Annotated in this window: 19 protein-coding genes and 2 pseudogenes; 13 read left to right on the top strand and 8 right to left on the bottom strand. The window is 71.3% G+C overall.

All coding sequences use genetic code 11. The features are described 5' to 3' along the window. The first annotated feature begins 460 nt into the window (after nucleotides 1-460). The 6 genes from E1294_RS52605 to E1294_RS11265 all read left to right on the top strand — a co-directional run bounded on the left by E1294_RS52605 (nucleotide 461) and on the right by E1294_RS11265 (nucleotide 5348). Nucleotides 461-607: a hypothetical protein gene (locus tag E1294_RS52605; protein ID WP_165977227.1), complete on the top strand. Its 147-nt coding sequence runs from the start codon at nucleotides 461-463 to the stop codon at nucleotides 605-607. Next, nucleotides 604-2022, top strand: coding sequence for an MFS transporter (locus tag E1294_RS11245; RefSeq protein ID WP_181958486.1), 1419 nt, complete (start codon nucleotides 604-606; stop codon nucleotides 2020-2022). The genes E1294_RS52605 and E1294_RS11245 overlap by 4 nt, the downstream gene beginning before the upstream one ends. A 96-nt stretch (nucleotides 2023-2118) precedes the next feature. Beyond that, nucleotides 2119-3336 carry a cytochrome P450 gene (locus E1294_RS11250; RefSeq protein WP_132507564.1) on the top strand — a complete coding sequence of 406 codons (1218 nt, stop codon included), beginning with the start codon at nucleotides 2119-2121 and terminating at the stop codon, nucleotides 3334-3336. Nucleotides 3337-3355: 19 nt separating this feature from the next. Beyond that, entirely contained in the window at nucleotides 3356-3553 is a 198-nt protein-coding gene (locus E1294_RS11255) for a ferredoxin (protein ID WP_132507566.1), read from the top strand. Next, entirely contained in the window at nucleotides 3550-4746 is a 1197-nt protein-coding gene (locus E1294_RS11260; protein WP_132507568.1) for an NAD(P)/FAD-dependent oxidoreductase, read from the top strand. The genes E1294_RS11255 and E1294_RS11260 overlap by 4 nt, the downstream gene beginning before the upstream one ends. Before the next feature lie 203 nt (nucleotides 4747-4949). Next, a complete protein-coding gene (locus E1294_RS11265; protein WP_132507569.1) occupies nucleotides 4950-5348 on the top strand; it encodes a DoxX family protein in 399 nt (132 codons plus the stop codon). Between the two features lie 187 nt (nucleotides 5349-5535). On the opposite strand, the gene E1294_RS57720 is transcribed toward E1294_RS11265, so the two are convergent. Then, a complete protein-coding gene (locus E1294_RS57720) occupies nucleotides 5536-5910 on the bottom strand; it encodes an MmyB family transcriptional regulator (RefSeq protein ID WP_342775044.1) in 375 nt (124 codons plus the stop codon). Between E1294_RS57720 and E1294_RS11275 the strand changes: the two are divergent. After that, nucleotides 5870-6419 (top strand): annotated as a pseudogene (locus tag E1294_RS11275) (zinc-binding dehydrogenase); the annotation flags it as partial. The gene E1294_RS57720 and the pseudogene E1294_RS11275 sit on opposite strands and share 41 nt — an antisense overlap. A 135-nt stretch (nucleotides 6420-6554) precedes the next feature. On the opposite strand, the gene E1294_RS11280 reads toward E1294_RS11275, so the two are convergent. The 3 genes from E1294_RS11280 to E1294_RS11290 form a co-directional block, all read right to left on the bottom strand. Further along, nucleotides 6555-7094 carry a DUF1062 domain-containing protein gene (locus tag E1294_RS11280; RefSeq protein WP_246082946.1) on the bottom strand — a complete coding sequence of 180 codons (540 nt, stop codon included), beginning with the start codon at nucleotides 7092-7094 and terminating at the stop codon, nucleotides 6555-6557. A gap of 268 nt (nucleotides 7095-7362) precedes the next feature. Then, a complete protein-coding gene (locus E1294_RS11285; RefSeq protein ID WP_132507571.1) occupies nucleotides 7363-7914 on the bottom strand; it encodes a dihydrofolate reductase family protein in 552 nt (183 codons plus the stop codon). Nucleotides 7915-7967: 53 nt separating this feature from the next. Then, nucleotides 7968-8441, bottom strand: coding sequence for a hypothetical protein (locus tag E1294_RS11290; protein WP_132507572.1), 474 nt, complete (start codon nucleotides 8439-8441; stop codon nucleotides 7968-7970). A 94-nt stretch (nucleotides 8442-8535) separates the two neighbouring features. On the opposite strand from E1294_RS11290, the gene E1294_RS11295 reads away from it, so the two are divergent. Both E1294_RS11295 and E1294_RS11300 read left to right on the top strand, forming a co-directional pair. Continuing rightward, a complete protein-coding gene (locus E1294_RS11295) occupies nucleotides 8536-8709 on the top strand; it encodes a VOC family protein (RefSeq protein ID WP_181958487.1) in 174 nt (57 codons plus the stop codon). Between the two features lie 269 nt (nucleotides 8710-8978). Continuing rightward, nucleotides 8979-10511, top strand: coding sequence for a serine hydrolase domain-containing protein (locus tag E1294_RS11300; RefSeq protein WP_246082947.1), 1533 nt, complete (start codon nucleotides 8979-8981; stop codon nucleotides 10509-10511). Between the two features lie 29 nt (nucleotides 10512-10540). Here E1294_RS11300 and E1294_RS11305 read toward each other — a convergent pair. After that, nucleotides 10541-12553, bottom strand: a pseudogene (locus E1294_RS11305) (xanthine dehydrogenase family protein molybdopterin-binding subunit); the annotation flags it as partial. A 74-nt stretch (nucleotides 12554-12627) separates the two neighbouring features. On the opposite strand from E1294_RS11305, the gene E1294_RS11310 reads away from it, so the two are divergent. After that, nucleotides 12628-13497 carry an FAD binding domain-containing protein gene (locus E1294_RS11310; protein ID WP_132507573.1) on the top strand — a complete coding sequence of 290 codons (870 nt, stop codon included), beginning with the start codon at nucleotides 12628-12630 and terminating at the stop codon, nucleotides 13495-13497. Continuing rightward, nucleotides 13494-14024, top strand: a complete 531-nt coding sequence (locus tag E1294_RS11315) for a (2Fe-2S)-binding protein (protein WP_132507574.1) — start codon at nucleotides 13494-13496, stop codon at nucleotides 14022-14024. The genes E1294_RS11310 and E1294_RS11315 overlap by 4 nt, the downstream gene beginning before the upstream one ends. On the opposite strand, the gene E1294_RS11320 is transcribed toward E1294_RS11315, so the two are convergent. The 3 genes from E1294_RS11320 to E1294_RS11330 form a co-directional block, all read right to left on the bottom strand. Continuing rightward, a complete protein-coding gene (locus E1294_RS11320; protein ID WP_132507575.1) occupies nucleotides 13994-14737 on the bottom strand; it encodes a hypothetical protein in 744 nt (247 codons plus the stop codon). The two genes, E1294_RS11315 and E1294_RS11320, sit on opposite strands and share 31 nt — an antisense overlap. Then, the gene (locus E1294_RS11325) at nucleotides 14737-15228 is read right to left on the bottom strand and encodes a SigE family RNA polymerase sigma factor (protein WP_132507576.1); all 492 of its coding nucleotides are present in this window, start codon (nucleotides 15226-15228) and stop codon (nucleotides 14737-14739) included. Before E1294_RS11325 ends, E1294_RS11320 begins: the two co-directional genes overlap by 1 nt. Nucleotides 15229-15316: 88 nt before the next feature. After that, nucleotides 15317-16297 carry a LacI family DNA-binding transcriptional regulator gene (locus tag E1294_RS11330; protein ID WP_132507577.1) on the bottom strand — a complete coding sequence of 327 codons (981 nt, stop codon included), beginning with the start codon at nucleotides 16295-16297 and terminating at the stop codon, nucleotides 15317-15319. 125 nt (nucleotides 16298-16422) lie between these two features. Here E1294_RS11330 and E1294_RS11335 point away from each other — a divergent pair, with 125 nt between their 5' ends. Together E1294_RS11335 and E1294_RS11340 are read left to right on the top strand one after the other, a co-directional pair. After that, nucleotides 16423-17874: an FAD-dependent monooxygenase gene (locus E1294_RS11335; protein WP_132507579.1), complete on the top strand. Its 1452-nt coding sequence runs from the start codon at nucleotides 16423-16425 to the stop codon at nucleotides 17872-17874. Further along, nucleotides 17861-18433 (top strand): TetR/AcrR family transcriptional regulator, encoded by a 573-nt coding sequence (locus E1294_RS11340; RefSeq protein WP_165977228.1) that lies wholly within the window; start codon nucleotides 17861-17863, stop codon nucleotides 18431-18433. Before E1294_RS11335 ends, E1294_RS11340 begins: the two co-directional genes overlap by 14 nt. The last annotated feature ends 4 nt before the right edge of the window (nucleotides 18434-18437 follow it).

An 18437-nucleotide genomic window follows, 5' to 3' on the forward strand; every position in this document is an offset into this window, starting at 1 on the left:
CGATCCGACGGGTGTCCGTGTGATGGAAAGGCCGGAGACCACGGTAGCGATCTCGCGGAGGTCGAAGGCCCTGGTCGCCGAGACGGCGCGCAGCCTCTGCGCCGGCGTCGCCTGGCGCCATGACGGCGGCGCCACCGAACCGCACCTCCACCCACTCATCGCCACCGGGCAGCGATGGACGATCGCCAGGGTGTTCACATCCTGGCTGGTTTGTCTTGGCCTGCCACCAGGTCTTCGGTGGCCAGGTTGAACGGCGACGCAGGCGACATCGTGCCCCAGCCCGGTCCAGCAGGAACCGGTCCGGTTCTCCACGCTGCAACGACAGACCAACCACCTCGGGGTGGCCGGCTGGCGCGCGGGTTCCACCCCGGGCTTGAGACTTCCGTGTGCCCGCCCGCTGGCCGTAGCCATGACAGGAGACGAAAGTCTCCGGGATCGGTTCAAGGACAACCTTGATGTCATGAGTGTTCATGACAACGAGCAGCTCGGCGCGGAGCCTGCCATCGAGGCCTGTGGCTCCCGGCCGATCGGGCTGCACGACGGTTCTCCGGCCGAGGCGGGCGCATCCGGCCCCGCGAGGTGCACCGTGCCCGGCGAGCGGATGTGAGCGCCGCCGAGGTTCCCGCCTCAGCCTCGTGGCGGGAGCTGCTGGGGCCGGCGCATGCCGGCGTGGCGATCGTGCTGGCCGTGGGAGTGCTCGTCGGCGCGGTCAACATCTATCTGGCCTCGAGTCTGCTGCCGACGGTGGTGGCCGATATCGGCGGCGACGGCTTCTACGCATGGAACATGACGATCTATCTCGTCGCGATGGTGATCGCGACGATGCTGGTCAGCCGCCTCCTGGCCCGTTGGGGGAACGTCGGCGCCTACCTGCTGGGCTTCGGCGTGTTCCTCGTGGGGTCGCTGGTTTGCGCGGTGAGCCCGGTGATGCCGGTGCTGCTGGCCGGCCGCGGCGTCCAGGGGCTGGGGGCGGGGCTGCTGTCCGGGCTGGGCTTCGCCGCCGTCCGGTCGGCCCTGCCGCGCAGGCTGTGGACACGGGGCAACGCCCTGATGTCGGCGATGTACGGTGTCGGCAACTTCGTCGGCCCTGCGGTCGGAGGGCTGTTCGCTCAGTTCGGCGGCTGGCGGCCGGCGTTCGTGACGATGGCGGTGATCGCGGCGGTGTGCGGTGTGCTCGTGCCCCGGGCGCTGCCGCAGGGCGAGCGCGGCGGAGTGCGGGCGCCGGTCCCGGTCGTGTCGTTGCTGCTGGTCACGGCGGCCACCGCCGCGGTCAGCGTGGCGGGGGTGCTGCCCGGTGCCGCGGCCATGACGGCCGCCATCGCGGTGGCGCTGTTGCTGGTGACCGTCTTCGTCGTCCATGAACGGCGCAGTGAGCTGCGGGTCTTCCCACGCACCACCTATCGGCCGGGTTCGCCGCTGAAGTGGCTGTACCTGACGCTGGCGCTGCTGGCGTTCGGTGTCGCGGTGGAGTCGTTCCTGCCGTTGTTCGGACAGCGGCTGGGCGGGCTGGCCCCGGCCGTGGCCGGGTTCTTCGGCGCGGCCATCTCGCTGGGCTGGTCGGCGACCCAGCTCGTCAGCTCCTCGGCGGTCAAGGCGCGCACGGTCGGCCGGTTGCGCCTTCTCGGCCCGCTGCTGCTGGCACTCGGCTTCCTCATCCAGGGGCTGCTGCAGCGGCAGGACGCGCCGCTCTGGCTGGTGCTCGTCTGGGTGCCGGTGCTGTTCGTCGCCGGTGCCGGCATCGGGCTGGCCTACCCACACCTGTCGGTGGCCGTGATGTCCAGCACCCAGGACCCTGAGGAAGGCGGCCGGGCCGCCGCCGCGATCGCCACGGTGACGAGCCTGTCGATCGCGTTCGGTACGGCGGTCGCCGGTGTGCTGGTCAACCTGGGCGGCCGCTCGATGCTCGATTCGGCCCGGTACATGCTGTTCGGGTTCGCGATCATCTGCGCGCTCGGCGCCGTCACCGCCCGCGCGGCATCTCGTACCAGCTCTCCAGCACCAGCCGGCCAGCCTGGCTCGTGACCGTCACATCCCGCCCTCGGACCGCGAAGCCCACCGCGGGTTCTCGGCCGCCTGCCCTAGCTCGACCATGACCGTGTTCGTCCCGAAGGAGATGCCATGACCGATGCCCTGCAAGAGACACCGATGTTCCCGATGGCCCGTGTGGCGGGATGTCCATTCGATCCGCCGCCGGAGCTGAGCCGTCGCAGCGAGCAGGCGCCGGTGTCGCGCGTGCGACTCTGGGATGGCAGCACCACATGGATGGTCACCCGGTACGCCGACGTACGCGCGCTGCTCGCCGATCCGCGCGTCAGCGTCGACGTCGCCGAGCCGGGCTTCCCGCACACCAACGCGGTGAGCAAGGCGCGCGACGCGCAAATGAAGACGCTGATGCAGATGGACGCGCCTGAGCACACCGTGCATCGGCGTCGGCTGACCGCGGATTTCATGGTCAAGAAGATGGAGGCGCTGCGGCCCACAATCCAGCGGATCGTCGACGGTCTCATCGATGACTTGCTCGCCGGTCCGAACCCAGCCGACCTGGTGGAGACGTTCGCGCTGCCGGTTCCGTCGCTGGTGATCTGCGAGCTGCTGGGGGTGCCGTACGCCGACCGCGCCTTCTTCCAGCGCGTGGCGGGCAAGCTCGTCATGGACGAGTGCGATCCCGCCGAGGCCATGGCCGCCAGTGAGGAACTGAACGGCTACCTCGAGAAGCTGGTGGAGGAGAAGAACGCCGAGCCGGGCGACGACGTCCTCAGCAGGCTGGCCGTCGAGCAGTACCGCACCGGCGCGATGACCCGGGGCGAGATCGCCACCATGGGGCAGCTCCTGCTGGTGGCCGGGCACGACACCACGGCGAACATGATCGCGCTGGGCACGACCGCGCTGCTGACGAACCCCGAGCAGCTGAGCGCGATCCGCGATGGCGCCGACCCGGCCCTGGTCGCGGGTGCCGTAGAGGAACTCCTGCGCTACCTGTCCATCACCCACACCGAAGCCCGCCGCGTCGCCCGCGACGATCTCGTGATCGGCGGAGAGGTGATTCGCCGGGGCGAGGGCATCATCGCGGTGAAGAGCACCGCCAACCGCGACCCTGCCGCCTTCCCCGACCCGGACGCGCTCGACGTTCATCGCAACGCCCGCCACCACGTGGCCTTCGGCTACGGCGCCCACCAGTGTTTGGGCCAGCCGCTGGCCCGCGTGGAACTCCAGGTCGTCTTCGGCACCCTGTTCCGGCGTGTTCCCACGCTGGCTCTGGCCGTGCCGCCGCAGGACCTGACATTTAAACCCGACGCGGTCTTCTACGGAGTCCGCGACCTGCCCGTCACCTGGTAGAACGCGAAGGAGAACGCAGATGAAGGTCACCGTCGACCAGGACGCCTGCACCGGCTCGGGCCAGTGCGTGCTCAGCGCCCCCGAGGTGTTCGACCAGCGCGACAGCGACGGCATCGTCGTGCTCTTGAACGACGGCCCGGACCCTCGGCTGCACGAGAAGGTCCGTGAGGCCGCGCGCATCTGCCCGGCCCTGGCCATCACACTGACCCGGCCGTGAAGCAGCCGTCCAACATCGTGGTCGTAGGCGCCTCCGCGGCGGGACTGACCGCCGCCGAGGCCCTGCGCCACCACGGATACACCGGCGCCTTGACCATCGTCGGCGCCGAGCCACGACCGCCCTACGATCGGCCGCCACTGTCCAAGCAGATCCTGCGCGGCACGTGGCACTCCGACCGCGTGACGCTGCGGCGTCCCGACGCGCTCACCGATCTGGGCGCGGACTGGCGGCTCGGCGTGGCCGCCACCTCCCTCGACACCGACGCCCGCAAACTCACCCTCGCCGACGGCACCGCCCTGCCCTACCACGGGCTCGTGATCGCCACCGGCGTCGTACCCCGGAAACTGCCCGCAGGACACGAACTCGGTGGCGTGCACCTGCTGCGCACCCTCGATGACGCCCTCGCCCTGCGCGACGGACTGCTGACCGCCACCTCGGTGGCCGTCGTCGGCGCGGGCTTCCTCGGGACGGAGGTCGCCGCGGCCGCCCGCGAACGCGGCCCGGACGTCACCCTGATCGATCCACTGCCCGCCCCGCTGATCCGGCCATTCGGCGACCATGTGGCCCGGCTGTGCGCCGGGTTGCACGCCCAGCACGGCGTACGGGTCCGCTCCGGCACCGCCGTGAGCGCACTGACCAGCCGCGATGGCCGTGTCACCGGGCTGAACCTGGACGACGGCGACCATGTCACAGCCGACCTGGTGCTGGTGGCCATCGGCTCGACCCCGGCCGTCGACTGGCTGACGGGCAGCGGGCTGAACCTGGACGACGGCATCCGGTGCGATCAGACGTGCCGGGCCGCCCCCGGCGTCGTCGCCGCTGGCGACCTCGCCTCATGGCCCCACCCGTGGCTCGGCCGCATGCGCGTCGAACACCGCATGAACGCCACCGAACAAGGCACCGCCGCCGCGCGAACCCTCCTCGGCGCGGCCATCCCGTACGCACCCGTATCGTACTTCTGGACCGATCAATACGACGTGAAGATCCAGGCCTACGGCCGCCCCAGCGGCGACGCCGAACTCCATATCATCACCGACGACCCCGCCACCCACCAGTTCGCCGCCCTGTACAGCACTGATGGCCATGTCACAGGAGCCGTGACCTGGAACCTCTCCCGGCAAGCACGCGCCCTGCGCCACCATGTCGCCGAGCGAACCCCCTGGCGGCATGCACTCCGAGCCTGCCGCAGCTGATGGCGACGCCCCGGTCGAGCCCCGGCGGGTCCACGCCAAGTAGCCACCGAGCGCCGGTCAGTCGGCCGGCCGCGGTCGATCGATCAGGAATCGAGAAGCGTTGGCCAACCGACTCGCCATAGCGTGACGAGCGCGCCGCTCGAAGACAAGCAATGCCTGTCCGAGCGCAATCAACAGCGTCAGTCGACAAGGAGCGAAGCGATATGGCCGGCAGCCGAAAGATCATCTATTGGCTTTCCACCATCGGGCTCGCATCGGGGCTGGTCGGTTCCGGGGCTCAACAATTGTTGCGAGTCGAAGGCGAGGGGGCATTGGCGCCACCCTATGCTTGGGGCATTGTGGAACTAGGCTACCCTGTCTATATTCTGACAATGCTGGGCATATGGAAACTCTTGGGGGCGGTGACGATCGTGCTCCCCAAGTATCCGCTGCTCAAGGAATGGGCGTATGCAGGGCTCTTCTTTCTCCTCACAGGAGGGATGTTCTCGCACATCGCCTCAGGAGACCCCTGGTATCAATTGCTTCCGGCGCTCTTTCTTCTCATTCTCACGATAGTGTCATGGCACTTCAGGCCAGCCGACAGAAAGCTGCTGACACAATAGGCACCTGGCTCCAGGCGGTCTCGGTCCTTTCCTTCTCCGTCCGTAGGGCCGCAAGGGACAGAAAGGTCGAAGCGCACACATGATGGCTGGCCGATGCACCCGCAGCCTCGAATTCAGCGACGACGTCATTGTCAGGTTCTAAATCTCATGGGGGCGAAGAGAGCCCCCCACCGGGAATGGGCGGCGCTCACCCTGCTCGCCGAACACGCGGATCAGAACCACGTCCACAGCCACCGCACGCAGGGGGCCGCCAGCCGCCGCCGTCCAACCGGGGCTGATCCATGCAGTCAGCGAGGCCGTTCCCGCTGGTTCTGACCGTGGTGGAGGTGATCTTTCGCCATGAGGTGGGGGCAGCGTCGGGGTGGTGGAAGGCCTTGGTGCCGGCATGGTGGAGGCGGACGTTGTGGGCGGCCCAGCGGGCGCGGAAGTCGTCGCTGCGGGTGGACAGCTCCCCAAACAGGTCGGTGAAGTCCTTGTTGTAGGGGTCGCGGCCGGGCAGCCAGGTCACCACCGTCAAGCCGGGCCAGTTCGTGGTCGGCTCGTTCTGGGCCACCGACAACACCTGCGAGATCTGCCGGGCCGGCTACCAGAGCGGATGCGTGCACCGCGTGCTCATGGGCACCATCGGCACTCAGACCCAGCTCGCCCGGATTCCGCTCGCCGACGGCACCCTGGTCGCCACCCCCGCCATGCCAGACGCGGACCTGGTGCCGAGCCTGCTGGCCGCCTCCGACGTGCTCGGCACCGGCTGGTTCGCCGCCGTCGCCGCCGCGGCCGGCCTCGGCAAGACCGTCGCCGTCGTCGGTGACGGCGCCGTCGGCCTGTGCACGGTCCTGGCCGCCAAGCAGTTCGGCGCCGAACGTATCATCGCGATGAGCCGCCACGCCCCGCGCCAGGAACTCGCCCGCTCCTTCGGCGCCACCGACATCGTCACCGAACGCGGCGCCGACGGCGTGGCCGTGATCAAAGAGATGACGGGTCCTCGACCTCAGCCTTCCCCTGGATGAGGCGGCCGAGGGATACCGGGCGATGGACGAACGCCGTGCCATCAAGGTCCTCCTGCACCCCTGACCGGCAACGCCGGCCCGGCCCATCGAGCAGGACACCTTCCCGTCCCGCTACCGCACCCCCGGGCGGGCGCCTGGGGGTGCGGTAGCCAGCCGTGAACCTGAGCGGGTCCGGCTCAGGGGATCGTGCGCCGCGGCTCTAGCACCCGGCCATCACGGTGTAGGTGAACCCGGCGCTCGTCGGACGGCGCAGCGGAATGTCGCACTTGATCCGGCGCAGCACCTCGTTCCTGCTGAGGCCGAGCCCCTGCGCGATGAGCCGCTCCGGGCGCACCGGCACCGGAGCCTCGAAGACGACCTCCACCTGAACCGGCCACCCCTCGTCGAGCCATGCCGACGGGGTGTCCAGCCGCCAGGCCCCCTTCCAGTCCAGGGTGACGCGGTTGCGCCGGGCGAACATCGGATCCAACAGCCTGGAAGCCACCAGCTCCGGATCGTTGGCGTGGTAGCCGTCGAGCTCGGCCGGATCGAAGGATCTGACCGGCGCTCGCTCGTGCACGGTGAGCTTGCTCGTCCGATCGCAGGACACGCAGCGGACCAGCAGCCACACGTCCAGCAGCTTGGCGTTGGCGTTGACGCGGAACCTGCCCTTGGCGGTGGTGGCCGACTCCGACCGGCAGGCCACGCACCGCAACGACAGCAGAGGCAGCCTGGTCCGACGGACGACCCAGGGCAGCACAGTATGAGGTTGTGAAGACATGATCTCTCTAGACCTGACACGAGGCCGATTGCGCGCGGCCTCAAGCGCTGTATGACCGGGCGCACACGGGCAGCCCGGCAGAGCCGACGGCAGGGTCGGCCTGAAGGTGAGCGGAAGAAGGTGTCAGGTCTGAAGAGCAGGCGGCGTCACGCGGTGTTGTCCTCTGTCCTCACTGCGACGGGGGTCGCCGGGGAATCTACTGCAACGCCGGAGGACGGCTCAACCGGTTTTCCGGCGGCCGCGCCCCCTACTGGGCGGCCGACGTATAGGTCGCGATGATCACGCCGCTCTTCATCACCTTGGTGGCGGCCAGGGTCAGCGTGGTCTGGATGTCGCTCAGCGGCGCCGAGATCGACGGGCCCCCCACGAACACGGGGGTGATCCAGAACCGCACCTCGTCGACCAGGCCTGCCTTGACCAGGGCGTGGGTGACCGTGCCGTAGCCGTACGTCAGGATGTTCTTGCCCTCCTGGGCCTTGAGCCGGGTGACCTCCTCGATGAGGTCGCCCTGCAGCACCTCGCTGTTCTTCCACTCCGGGTCGGTGAGGGTGGTGGAGGCGACGTACTTCTTGACGTTGTTGAAGTAGGCCGCGCCGGTGCTCGGGTCGCTCTCGTCCTGGTTGGGCCAGGCGGCCGCGAAACCCTCGTAGGTGCGGCGGCCCATCAGCAGCGCGTCGGCCGAGTCCGTCTGCTCGCCGGCGAACGTGGAGGCCTCGTCGTCGAAGTACGGCATCGTCCACGACGGGTCCTCGATGACGCCGTCGAGGCTGATGTAGGTCGAGTTGATGATCTTGCGCATTCCGGGTTCCTCCTGATGTCAGTACGCGTTCCGCCGATCGTGACGGGAGCCGCTCAGCGCGCCGTCCCGCTGTGACTCTCATCCTGGAGGGTGCACCTTACGATCCGCTTCAGGTCGCCTTCCGGCAGGGCCCGCGGGACACGCGCAGGTCGGCCCGGAGCGGCGACCATCCTGGCCAGGCGGCGGCGCCCGCAGTCCTGGATCGCGGGGTCGGGGAGCTGCCGGCTGTCGTCCCGCTCAGCCTCGCCCTCGCGCGCTGACGGGCGCAGGGCGGTCGGTCGACGGCGTACGAGGTGATGAGGCAGGAAGGCGCTCTTCGACTGGGAGCCAGGCCAGCAGCACGTCGGCCTCCCTGGCACGCAGCGGCTCGCAGGGGGGCGGTGGGCCGCGAACGCGTCGAAGAGGGGACGGAGCTCGGCGGTGCGCCCGAAGTGCAGCTCCTCGGCCAGCGTCAGGAAGATCTCGACGTCGCTGACCTCCCGCGTGTCCTCCCTGTCGTTAGGTCTGCGGATAACGCAGCGTTGCAAGATCCGACATTGCCCCGGCCCGGCCATACCCGCAACCCTGATCACGGATGGATCACCGCATTGGGGGAAACCGTGCTAGGCAACCGCATACGCCATGACCCTTCTCGCCTCAACGGTCGTCTTCACCGTCGACGATCTGGCAAGCTCCCGCCACTTCTTCACCACCCATCTGGGCTTCCGCGAGGTGCTGGACACCCCGGATTTCACCTGGCTGAGCCGCGACGATGCGGCCGCCGACCCACCCGGCGGCCATCCCGGCGGTGGCTGACCTGTGCTATGCCTGTGCACGCTGGTGCTGGTGGTCGACAACGGGGTGCTGACGGTGGCGATCCCGCTCCTCTGAGATGGCCTGCAAGATCACCGGAGCCCTCGACTAGCTGACCATCCCTGGCGCTCGCCGTTGACCATGCGGTGTCGTGTCAACGGCGGCGTCAGGACGGCAACGGCCCGGTATCAGAACGGTCGGCGATCGTGGATGCCACGAACGGTTCAGCGATTGCAGTCTCGCAAGATCGAACACTGGTGGTAAGGAGATTCATGATGGAAAGAAGCAACAGCGGCTTCTCCGAAGCAGGGCTGCGCAGGTTGCGTGAGGTGCTGGTGCGGCATGTCGAGTCCGGGAACATTCCCGGGCTGGTCGCCCTGGTTGGCCGGGGCGGTGAGACGCATGTCGAGGCGATCGGGACGATGCGTCATGACGGTGGCGCGCCGATGCGGCGGGACACGATCTTCCGGATGGCGTCGACGTCGAAGCCGGTGGCGATGGCGGCGGCGATGGTATTGCTGGATGAGTGCCGGCTGCGGCTGGATGACGTGGTGGATCCGTGGCTGCCGGAACTGGGGGACCGGCGGGTGCTGAAGCGGATCGACGGCCCGCTGGACGATACCGTGCCGGCGCGGCGGCCGATCACCGTGCGGGACCTGCTGACCTCTACGTTCGGGCTCGGCATGGATATGACAGCGCTGGGCGCGCCGATCATGGGTGCGATCTTCGAGCAAGGGCTCACGCCTGATCTGCCGGAGCCGATGCCCGGGCCGGATGAGTGGATGCGTCGCCTGGGCACGCTTCCGTTGATGTACCAGCCCGGGGAGCGCTGGCAATACCAGATCAGCCACGATGTGCTCGCCGTGCTGGTGGCCAGGGTGACGGGCCAGTCGTTCGAGGAGTTCCTGCGGGACCGCATCTTCGATCCGCTGGGCATGACCGACACCGGTTTCCACGTGCCCGCCGACAAGATCGACCGGTTGCCCACCCTGTACGCGCCCGACCCGCAGAGCGGCGAGTTCCTGGTGTGGGACGAAACCAAGGGGGGACGGTGGAGCCGGCCTCCGGCGTTCCAGGGTGGCGGCGGCGGGCTGGTCTCCACCGCCGACGACTACCACGCCTACTTCCGGATGCTGCTGAACGGCGGCATGCACGGCAATCAGCGGATCTTGTCCCGGCCCGCCGTCGAGTTGATGACCACCAACCGGCTCACGCCCGAGCAGCAAGCCGCCCGACACGCCATGGCAGTCAACAACGTCCACCTCTCCTTCGGCCAAGGCCAGCACGGCGGCTGGGGCCTCGGGATGGCGGTGCGCACCTACCGCGGAGACTACGCCTCCATCGGCCAGTTCGGCTGGGACGGCGGAAGCGGCACCTCGACCTACGCCGACCCCTCCCTGTCGGAAGGACCGCGCGGTGGACAGCGGGTGGATGACGAGCTGCTGCCCGATGGCCGGCGGCTGTTCGACGTGATCGCGGGCCGCATGCCGCCCGAGCCGGGCAGCGTCGAAGCTGCCTTCGCCGACGCCGGCCTCGGGCTCAGCCTCGCCGACCTGCGCCGGGCCGGGAAAGGTCACGCGCGCGAGCCGTGCCGGGCAGCCGCCGCCCATACCGCGGCGGGTGTCAGCGGCATGTCGATGTGGTCGACGTCGAGGGCGTCGCACACGGCGTTGACCACGGCGGGCGGGATGCCGATGCAGCCGGCCTCGCCCGCGCCCTTGGCGCCCAGCGGCGTGCTGGGGTTGGGCGTGACGGTCTCCACCAGGGTGACCGGCGGCATGTCGGCGGCGGTGGGCAGGAGGTAGTCCAGCAGGGTGCGCGCGTACGGCATGCCGTCGGCGCCGATGACCGCCTGCTCGTAGAGGACCTGCCCGAGGCCCTGGGCGATCGAGCCCTGGCCCTGGCCGTCGACGATCATGGGGTTGACGACCACCCCGTAGTCGTCCGCGGCGACCAGCCGCAGCACGTGGACCGTACCGAGATCCGGGTCGATCTCCACGACCGCCACGTGCGCGCCGTACGGGAAGGCCTGCGGCGGGGCCAAGACCTCCTCGGCGCACAGCGGGCCGGTGCGGGCGACCAGCTCGCCGAGGGTCAGCCCGGTGATCGGGCCCGTGTCGAGACCGGCGCCCGGGGCGTCCTCTGCGCGCGGGCATGGCGGCTCCGAGGCGCCGGCCAGCAGCCGGCCCTCCGCGTAGGAGACGTCGTCCTCCTGCAGGCCGAGCAGGCCGGCGCACCGGCGGCGCGCGGCGGCGACCAGCGACTCGGCGGCCCGCCACAGTGCCGCCCCGCCCACCTGCATGGAACGGCTGCCGAAGGTGGCGAACCCGTAGGGGATCTCGCCGGTGTCGCCTTCGACGACGCGGACCAGGCCGACGTCCACGTCCAGCACCGACGCCACAACCTGCGCGAACGCGGTGAGGTGGCCCTGCCCGGTGGATGTGGAGCCGACGCGGGCGATGAACGTGCCGTCCGCGCATGCCTCCACGCTGCCGAACTCGTCGCTGTCCGGAGGCCCTCCCGAGCGCTCGACGTACGTGGCGATGCCCACGCCGATCGGCAGCCCGCCCTCCTGGCGGCGTCTGGCCTGCTCGGCGCGGATGTCGTCGTAGCCGGCGGCGGCCAGCGCCTGGTCCAGCGTGGCGGCGTAGTCGCCCGAGTCGTACGTGCGTCCTGTCGGCGTGAGATAGGGGAACTGCCCGGGGCGGACGAAGTTGCGGCGGCGCAGCTCGGCGGGGTCCATGCCGAGCCGCCGGGCGAGCCGGTCCACGGTGCGTTCGAGCGCGTACGCGGCCTCCGGGCGGCCGGCGCCCCGGTACGACGCGGTCGGGGCAGAGGTGGTGAGCACGCACCGGACCCGGGTGTGCACCCGCGGCGTGCGGTAGGCACCGGTGCTCATCGCCCCGGTCATCATGGGGACGAAGGCTCCGGTGTGCGGGTAGCCGCCGACGTCGGCGTCGACCAGCAGCTCGTACGCGAGGAAGGTGCCGTCGTCGTCGGCCGCCAGCCGTACGCGCTGGTTCTGGCCGCGGCCGCGCGGGCCGGCCAGCATGGCCTCGGCGCGGTCCTCGCACCAGCGCACGGGTCTGCCGAGGTGGATCGCGAGCAGGGCGGCGACCACGTACTCGGGGTAGGTCTGGCTCTTGGCGCCGAAGGCGCCGCCGGTGGCCGGGACGATGACCCGGATGCGCTCCCTGTCCAGGCCGAGCGCCTCGGCGAGGGAGTCGCGCAGGCGGTGTTGTGCCTGGTGGGAGGCCCACACGGTCAGGCCGCCGCCGTCGCCGGGGTCGGCCAGGACGGCCCTCGGCTCCAGGGAGGCGGGCAGCAGGAGCTGCTCGCGGTAGGCGGCCTCGACGACTACGGGGGCGGTGGCGAACACCTCGCCGGCCGGCTCGCCGAAGGTGCGTTCGGCGACCACGTTGCCACGATCGCCGGACAGCGGGGGTGCTTCCTGGGCGGCCATCGGGTCGCAGACGGCGGGCTGCGGTTCGAGGTCCAGCCGGACGGTCTCCGCGGCGTCCTCGGCGCGGGCACGGGTGTCTGCGGCGGTCACGGCCAGCGCCTCGCCCGGGTAGCGGACGCGGCCGGTGGCGAGCAGCGGCCACGGCGGCGCGTCCCCCGCACCGGGCACGGCACGGGCGGCGAGGTAGGGCAGCTCGGCGGCGGACCACGCGCCGGCCACCCCTTCCTCCTTGAGCGCGGCGGCGACGTCGACGCCGCCGATCAGCGCGTGCGGCACCGGGCTGCGGGTGAAGGCGAGCTCCAGGGTGCCGGAGAGATCGAGGTCGGCGACCCGGCGGGCCCGCCCGGTGAGCAGGTCGGGGTCCTCGCGCCGCGCGAGCGGCATCCCGATGTACCGCAATGTTTGCGCACCCCCGCGTTCGGTACCAACGTGGATATCGGATGCCCGGGATGAGGGACATGAAACCGCCACAATTCGACTACGTAGCGCCCGCTTCCGTGCCGGAGGCGGTGGCCGTGCTGGGCGAGCGAGGGCCGGAGAGCCGCGTGCTCGCCGGCGGGCAGAGCCTGCTCGTCGAGCTGCGTTACCGGACCCAGCGCCCGGCCCTCGTGGTCGACGTCAACCGCATCCCCGGGCTGTCGCACATCGCGGTCGAGGACGGCTCCGTGCACATCGGGGCGCTGGTCCGGCACGCCCAACTGGAGCGCGCCCGGTTCAGCGACCCGCTCGCCGAGCTGTTCCGCCAGGTCGCGCCGTACGTCGCCCACCCGCCCATCCGCGCGCGCGGCACCTTCGCCGGCAGCCTGGCCTGGGCGCATCCGGCGTCGGAGTGGTGCGCGCTGGCCATGGCGATCGACGCCGGGATCGAGCTGCACGGCCCGTCCGGCCGGCGTACGGTGCCCGCCGGCTCGTGGTTCCGCGGCCCCTTCACCACCGCCTGCCTGCCGGAGGAACTCGTCACCGGCGTACGGCTGCCGCGCCCGCCGGCGGGGACCGTCGCGGCGTTCGCGGAGCACCGCCGCACCCACGGCAGCTTCGCGCTCGCCGCCGCCCTGGTCATGCTGCGCGTGTCCGAGGGCCGCGTGGCCTGGGTCCGCATCGGGCTCGCCAACGCCGCCGACATCCCCTTGCGCGCCGTCGAGGCCGAGCGCCTCATGACGGGGGAGCGGCCGGAGCCGGACCTGCTCGCGCAGGCCGCGGCACGAGCCGCCACCGAGGCCGACCCGGCCGACGAGCCGCACGCGCCGGCCGCCTACCGCAGGCACGCGCTGGCCACCCTGGTGCGGCGCTGCCTCGCCCGAGCCGTCGAGAACACGGGAACATCATGAACGTCGAGCTCACCGTCAACGGCAGCGCCCACCGGCTCGACGTCGAGCCGCGCACCAGCCTCGCCGACGCGCTACGCGACGGGCTCAGGCTGACCGGCACGACGCTGGGATGCGAGCACGGGGTCTGCGGCTCGTGCACCGTGCTGGTCGACGGCACCGCCATCCGCTCCTGCCTCGTCCTGGCCGTCCAGGCGGACGGCGCCGACATCCGTACGGTCGAGGGGCTCGCGGGTGACGGCGAGCCGCATCCGCTGCAGGAGGCGTTCGCCGCCGAGCACGCCCTGCAGTGCGGGTTCTGCACGCCCGGCTTCCTCATGCTGCTCGCCGGTGCGCTCGCCGAGGAACCGGACCTGGACCACGACGAGCGGCGGCTGGACGAGGTCCTCGCCTCCAACCTCTGCCGCTGCACCGGGTACGCGGGCATCCGCCGCGCCGCGGCCCGCGCGGCGCGGCGGATGCGGGGGGACGTCGCTCCGGCTGACCATGCCGCCGACCCTTACGAGCCGGAGCGCGGCTCCTGGTCGTAGACCCCGATCGACCAGAGCCCCCGCCGGGGGCCGGTCTCGGCCGCCAGACGCTCCGGCATCGCGGTGATCGCCTCGCGATCCCACTGTCCGTCACACGTCCCTGCCCGCCGGTCGGCGAGGGCGCACCTGTCGGCCTGCGTGGGCGATCCGATCGGCGCGTCGGCGGGGAAGACCCAGACCTCCAGACTCTGCGGTGCCCGCAGCCAGTCCGGTGTCACGGACCGCTCGTCGTACTGGACCTGGAGGCCCTGGCCCAGCCGTACGCAGGGGGCGAGATCGTCCCACGTGCCCCGCGTGTCCCGGACCAGCACCCACGCCTCCGGGTCCGCGCAGCGGAGCGCGACCCCGGTGTGGCCGCTGGTCGGCCGGAACGTGATCCGTACCTTCTCGCCCACGGACTGATAGGTCTGACCGAAGATCAGCGAGACGGGCCCGTACCTGCTCTCCAGGGTCCGCGGCAGTTCGACTCCCGCCTGGAAGCGCGCGGGGACGCCCGTGGCCGCCTCGCCGGACCACGCCACCATGGCTCCGGTCAGGGGCACGGCCGTCGCGGTGGCCCCCGCCAACGCCGCCACGGCCGCCCCCGCCATCACCCGCCGGCGCGCCCTGGTTCCCCGTCGCCTGATCTCGCTCACCCGGGGAGGTGACCCGACCTCGCGGACGCTGTTCTCGGCGAACACCGCACGCAGGTCGTCCTCTGTGAATCCGGGCATCAGAGCACCTCCAGCTTCAGGTCGTGCAGGGCGGGATCCACGCGAAGCCGCGCCAGCGCCCTGCTCAACTGCTTCTTTACGCTGCCGACCGAGCATCCGAGCGCGTCAGCCACCTGCTGCGGGGTCAGATCGTCGAAGTAGCGCAGGACGAGCGCCGCGCGTTGCCGGGGCGGCAGGGCGCCGACCGCCGCCCACAGGGCCGAGCGCCGCGCGACGCCCGTCTCGAAGTCAGGCCCTGCCGGGCCCTCGGGCAGCGCCTCGGTCGGCACCTCGCCCCGCCAGCGCCGCCACCAGGAGGCGTGCGTGTTGACGAGGATCCGGTACACGTACGGGTCGGGGTCGGCCTCGATCCTGCGCCACGCCGTCCATGCCTTGACCAGCGCCGTCTGCGCCAGGTCCTCGGCGACCTGCCAGTCGCGGGTCAGCAGGTACGCCGTACGGCACAGCCGCTCGTGGCGTTGCCCGACATATTCGGCGAACCCATCCGCCATCACGTCCTCCCGATCCGTTCCGTCTCACGGTGTACTACCGGTCGGGGAGGCGGTCCGGGTGACCGGGCCGGATCATTGAGGCCCGCGGTCAGGCGGCCAGGCTCGATTCGCGTACGACCAGCTCGGTGGCGAGCTCGACGTGACGGGACTCGATCTCCTCGCCGGCGGCCAGGCGCAGGGCCGTGCGCAGGGCGACGGCCCCCATCTCACGCAGCGGCTGGCGTACGGTGGTCAGCCGCGGCGAGGACATGAAGGCGACGTCCGTGTCGTCGAAGCCGACGACGCTGAGATCTTCGGGGACGCGCAGGCCGCGGGCCCTGGCGGCGTGGATCGCGCCGAGGGCGGCCTCGTCGGAGGCGACGAAGACGGCCGTCGGCGCGGGGGACAGGTCGAGCAGGGTGGCGCCTCCCCGCACCCCGTCGGGATAGCAGTAGCCGCGTGTGACCACGTATCCGTGCAGGACGGGCACGTCCGCGGCCTCCATGGCGGCGCGGTAGCCGTGCATGCGGGCCTGGTTGGAGGCCGCGGTGGCGGGGCCGCCGAGGTAGGCGATGCGGCGGTGGCCGAGGGCCAGCAGGTGCTGGGTGGCGGACAGGCCGCCGGCGAAGTTGGTGGGGCCCACGCTGGTCACCGAGGCGCCGGGGAGGCCGAGCGGGTCGATGACGACGACCGGCAGGCCGGCCCGCGAGAGCGCGGCGAGCTGTCGCGGGGCCGGCTCCTCGAAGAGAGTGATCAGCGCCCGCCGTCCGGCGGTCACGCCGAGGGGCCCGGTGGCCCTTCTGGTGATGACGACCGACACGCCTGTCGCGCTGCCCGCCTCGATCACGCCCTTGATGATCTTGGATGAGTAGGCGCCGAGCTCGTCCACCTGCACCTCGACGGTGGTGGGCTCGGTCTGGCCATGCCGCGGCGGGACGTAGGCGTGCTCCTGCAGCAGGGACCGCACCAGGGCCCGGGTGGCCGGTGCGACGTCGCTGCGGTCGTTGAGCACCTTGGACACGGTGGCCACCGACACGCCGGCCGCGGCGGCAACGGTGGCCAGCGTGGCACGTCTGCGACTTACCTGCATCGCCCCTCCCCGATATCCGACATTCACCTTATCTGGCCCAGAGCTGGACATGCGCGTCTCACAGTCCAGCGGCGATCGGGTACGCTATAAATGTAGCGATACATTCGTAGCGAAACGAGGAACTCATGGACGACGTCGTCATCGTGGGCGCGGGCCCGACCGGGCTCATGGCCGCCTGCGAGCTGGCTCTGGCCGGCGTACGCTGCAGAATCGTCGAAAAGCGGAACGGTGAGACCGGGGTCACCCGGGCGTTCGGCCTGCACGCGCGGGCCCTGGAACTGCTCGACGCCCGGGGCCTGGGAGACGAGCTGGTCGCGCGGGGAAACCCGCTCCGCACGGTGTACCCCGCCTACGCCTCCCGGGTCGACTTCGAACGGCTCGACACGCGCTACCCGATGCTGCTGATCGTGCCGCAGAGCGGCACCGAAGAGGTGCTGCGCAAGCGCGCCGCCGAGCTCGGCGTGGAGATCGTCAGGAACGCCGGCGTCGTCGGCCTCTCCCAGGACGCCGCGTCCGTACGGCTCGCGCTGGAGGACGGCACCGAGGTGCCGGCCCGGTACGTCATCGGCGCCGACGGCGCGCACAGCACCGTGCGCGAACTGCTGGACGTGGGCTTCGCGGGCGAGACCTACAGCCTGCCCATGCTGCTGGCCGACGTCCGCATCCCCGGGCCGGACCTGCCGCCCATCACCCAGGTCGGCTCGGCGGGCGCGGTCGTGGCCATCCCGTTCGGCGACGGCTGGTTCCGGGTCGGCGCGTGGCTGCTGGACGGGGACGACCCGGGCCGGGAACCGGCCTTCGAGCAGATCCGCCGCGCGTTCGAGGACATCGCCGGCACCGACTACCGGATGAGCGAGCCGCGCTGGTTCTCCCGCTTCGCCGCCGAGCGCCGCCAGGCCCGCGCCTACAGAGCGGGACGGGTGTTCCTGGCCGGCGACGCCGCACATGTGAACTCTCCCATAGGCGGCCAGGGCATGAACACCGGCATCCAGGACGCCGTCAACCTCGGCTGGAAGCTCGCCGCAGACCTGCGCGGATGGGCTCCGTCCTGGCTGCTCGACACCTACCACGCCGAGCGGCATCCGGTGGGCGCCGCCGTGCTGGCGCTGACCGACCATCTCACCCGGCTGGTCCTGACCGGCTCGCGGCTCCGGCTGCGGATGAACCGGCACGTCATGGCCGCCCTGCTGCACACCGGGCCCGGCCGCCGCCGCATCCTGGGGCTGATGTCCGGGCTGGAGATCGCCTACCCTCCCGGCGACGCGCACGCCCACCAGCTGGCCGGCCGCCGCGCGCCCGACGGGCCGACCACCGGCGGACGCCTCTACGAGGTCCTTCGGGAGGGCCGGTTCGTCCTGCTGGCCTCCGGTGACACCGCCGCCGCGCGGCCGTGGGCCGACCGGGTCAGGCCGGTGCGCCCGCTCGGTGGTCTGCGGCCGGAGGCGGCGCTGATCCGCCCCGACGGATACGTGGCATGGGCCGGAGATCGCGACGGCATCCGGCAGGCTCTGGTGAAATGGTGCGGCCCCACAGACCACTCCGACCGGGGAGATCGACCCGACCGTGCCACGCCCTAACCCCCAGCGCCGCGACCACCTCGCCGGCGCCGCCATCGCGGTGCTCGCGGAGAAAGGCTCCCGCGGGCTGACCCACCGGGCCGTCGACGCCGCCGCCGGCGTCCCCGACGGCACCACCTCGCGCTACTTCCGCACCCGCGACGCCCTGATGGACGCCATCATCCAGCGGATCGGCCGGCGCCTGTCCGAACGGGTCGACGCCCACGTGGTGCGCCCGCTCGACCCCGCCCACCTGGAAGAGGCGCTGGTGGAGGTGCTCACCCTGATGGCGGCCGACGAGCGCGGCGAGCCGCTGGCGCTGTTCGAGCTGCACCTGGAAAGCACCCGCAACCCCATCCTGCAGGGCATGCTGGCCGATGCCCTGCGGGAGCGGCGCGACCTCATCGTGCGCCAGTGCCGGGCCGCCGGCATCGCCATCACGGAACAGGACGCGATGTTGCTGGAGACGAGCGTCCTCGGCATCCTGTTCACCGCGCTGACCACCGGCGTGCCCGACGATCCCGGCCCGTCGATCCGCGCCGCCACGCGCACCGTCCTCGACCGCTACGTCCGCACGTGAGCCG

The sequence above is a fragment of the Nonomuraea diastatica genome, assembly GCF_004349015.1.
In the GTDB taxonomy this organism is placed as follows: Bacteria; Actinomycetota; Actinomycetes; order Streptosporangiales; family Streptosporangiaceae; genus Nonomuraea; species Nonomuraea diastatica.

Bases quoted from the DNA above. Each gene is read 5' to 3' on its own strand.
- E1294_RS11315 (WP_132507574.1), top strand. From the start codon at position 13,494: ATGAACGTCGAGCTCACCGTCAACGGCAGCGCCCACCGGCTCGACGTC.
- E1294_RS11325 (WP_132507576.1), bottom strand. From the start codon at position 15,228: ATGGCGGATGGGTTCGCCGAATATGTCGGGCAACGCCACGAGCGGCTG.
- E1294_RS11310 (WP_132507573.1), top strand. From the start codon at position 12,628: ATGAAACCGCCACAATTCGACTACGTAGCGCCCGCTTCCGTGCCGGAG.
- E1294_RS11285 (WP_132507571.1), bottom strand. From the start codon at position 7,914: ATGCGCAAGATCATCAACTCGACCTACATCAGCCTCGACGGCGTCATC.
- E1294_RS11295 (WP_181958487.1), top strand. From the start codon at position 8,536: ATGACCCTTCTCGCCTCAACGGTCGTCTTCACCGTCGACGATCTGGCA.
- E1294_RS11330 (WP_132507577.1), bottom strand. From the start codon at position 16,297: ATGCAGGTAAGTCGCAGACGTGCCACGCTGGCCACCGTTGCCGCCGCG.
- E1294_RS11250 (WP_132507564.1), top strand. From the start codon at position 2,119: ATGACCGATGCCCTGCAAGAGACACCGATGTTCCCGATGGCCCGTGTG.
- E1294_RS11300 (WP_246082947.1), top strand. From the start codon at position 8,979: ATGATGGAAAGAAGCAACAGCGGCTTCTCCGAAGCAGGGCTGCGCAGG.
- E1294_RS11320 (WP_132507575.1), bottom strand. From the start codon at position 14,737: ATGCCCGGATTCACAGAGGACGACCTGCGTGCGGTGTTCGCCGAGAAC.
- E1294_RS11335 (WP_132507579.1), top strand. From the start codon at position 16,423: ATGGACGACGTCGTCATCGTGGGCGCGGGCCCGACCGGGCTCATGGCC.
- E1294_RS11265 (WP_132507569.1), top strand. From the start codon at position 4,950: ATGGCCGGCAGCCGAAAGATCATCTATTGGCTTTCCACCATCGGGCTC.
- E1294_RS11255 (WP_132507566.1), top strand. From the start codon at position 3,356: ATGAAGGTCACCGTCGACCAGGACGCCTGCACCGGCTCGGGCCAGTGC.
- E1294_RS52605 (WP_165977227.1), top strand. From the start codon at position 461: ATGAGTGTTCATGACAACGAGCAGCTCGGCGCGGAGCCTGCCATCGAG.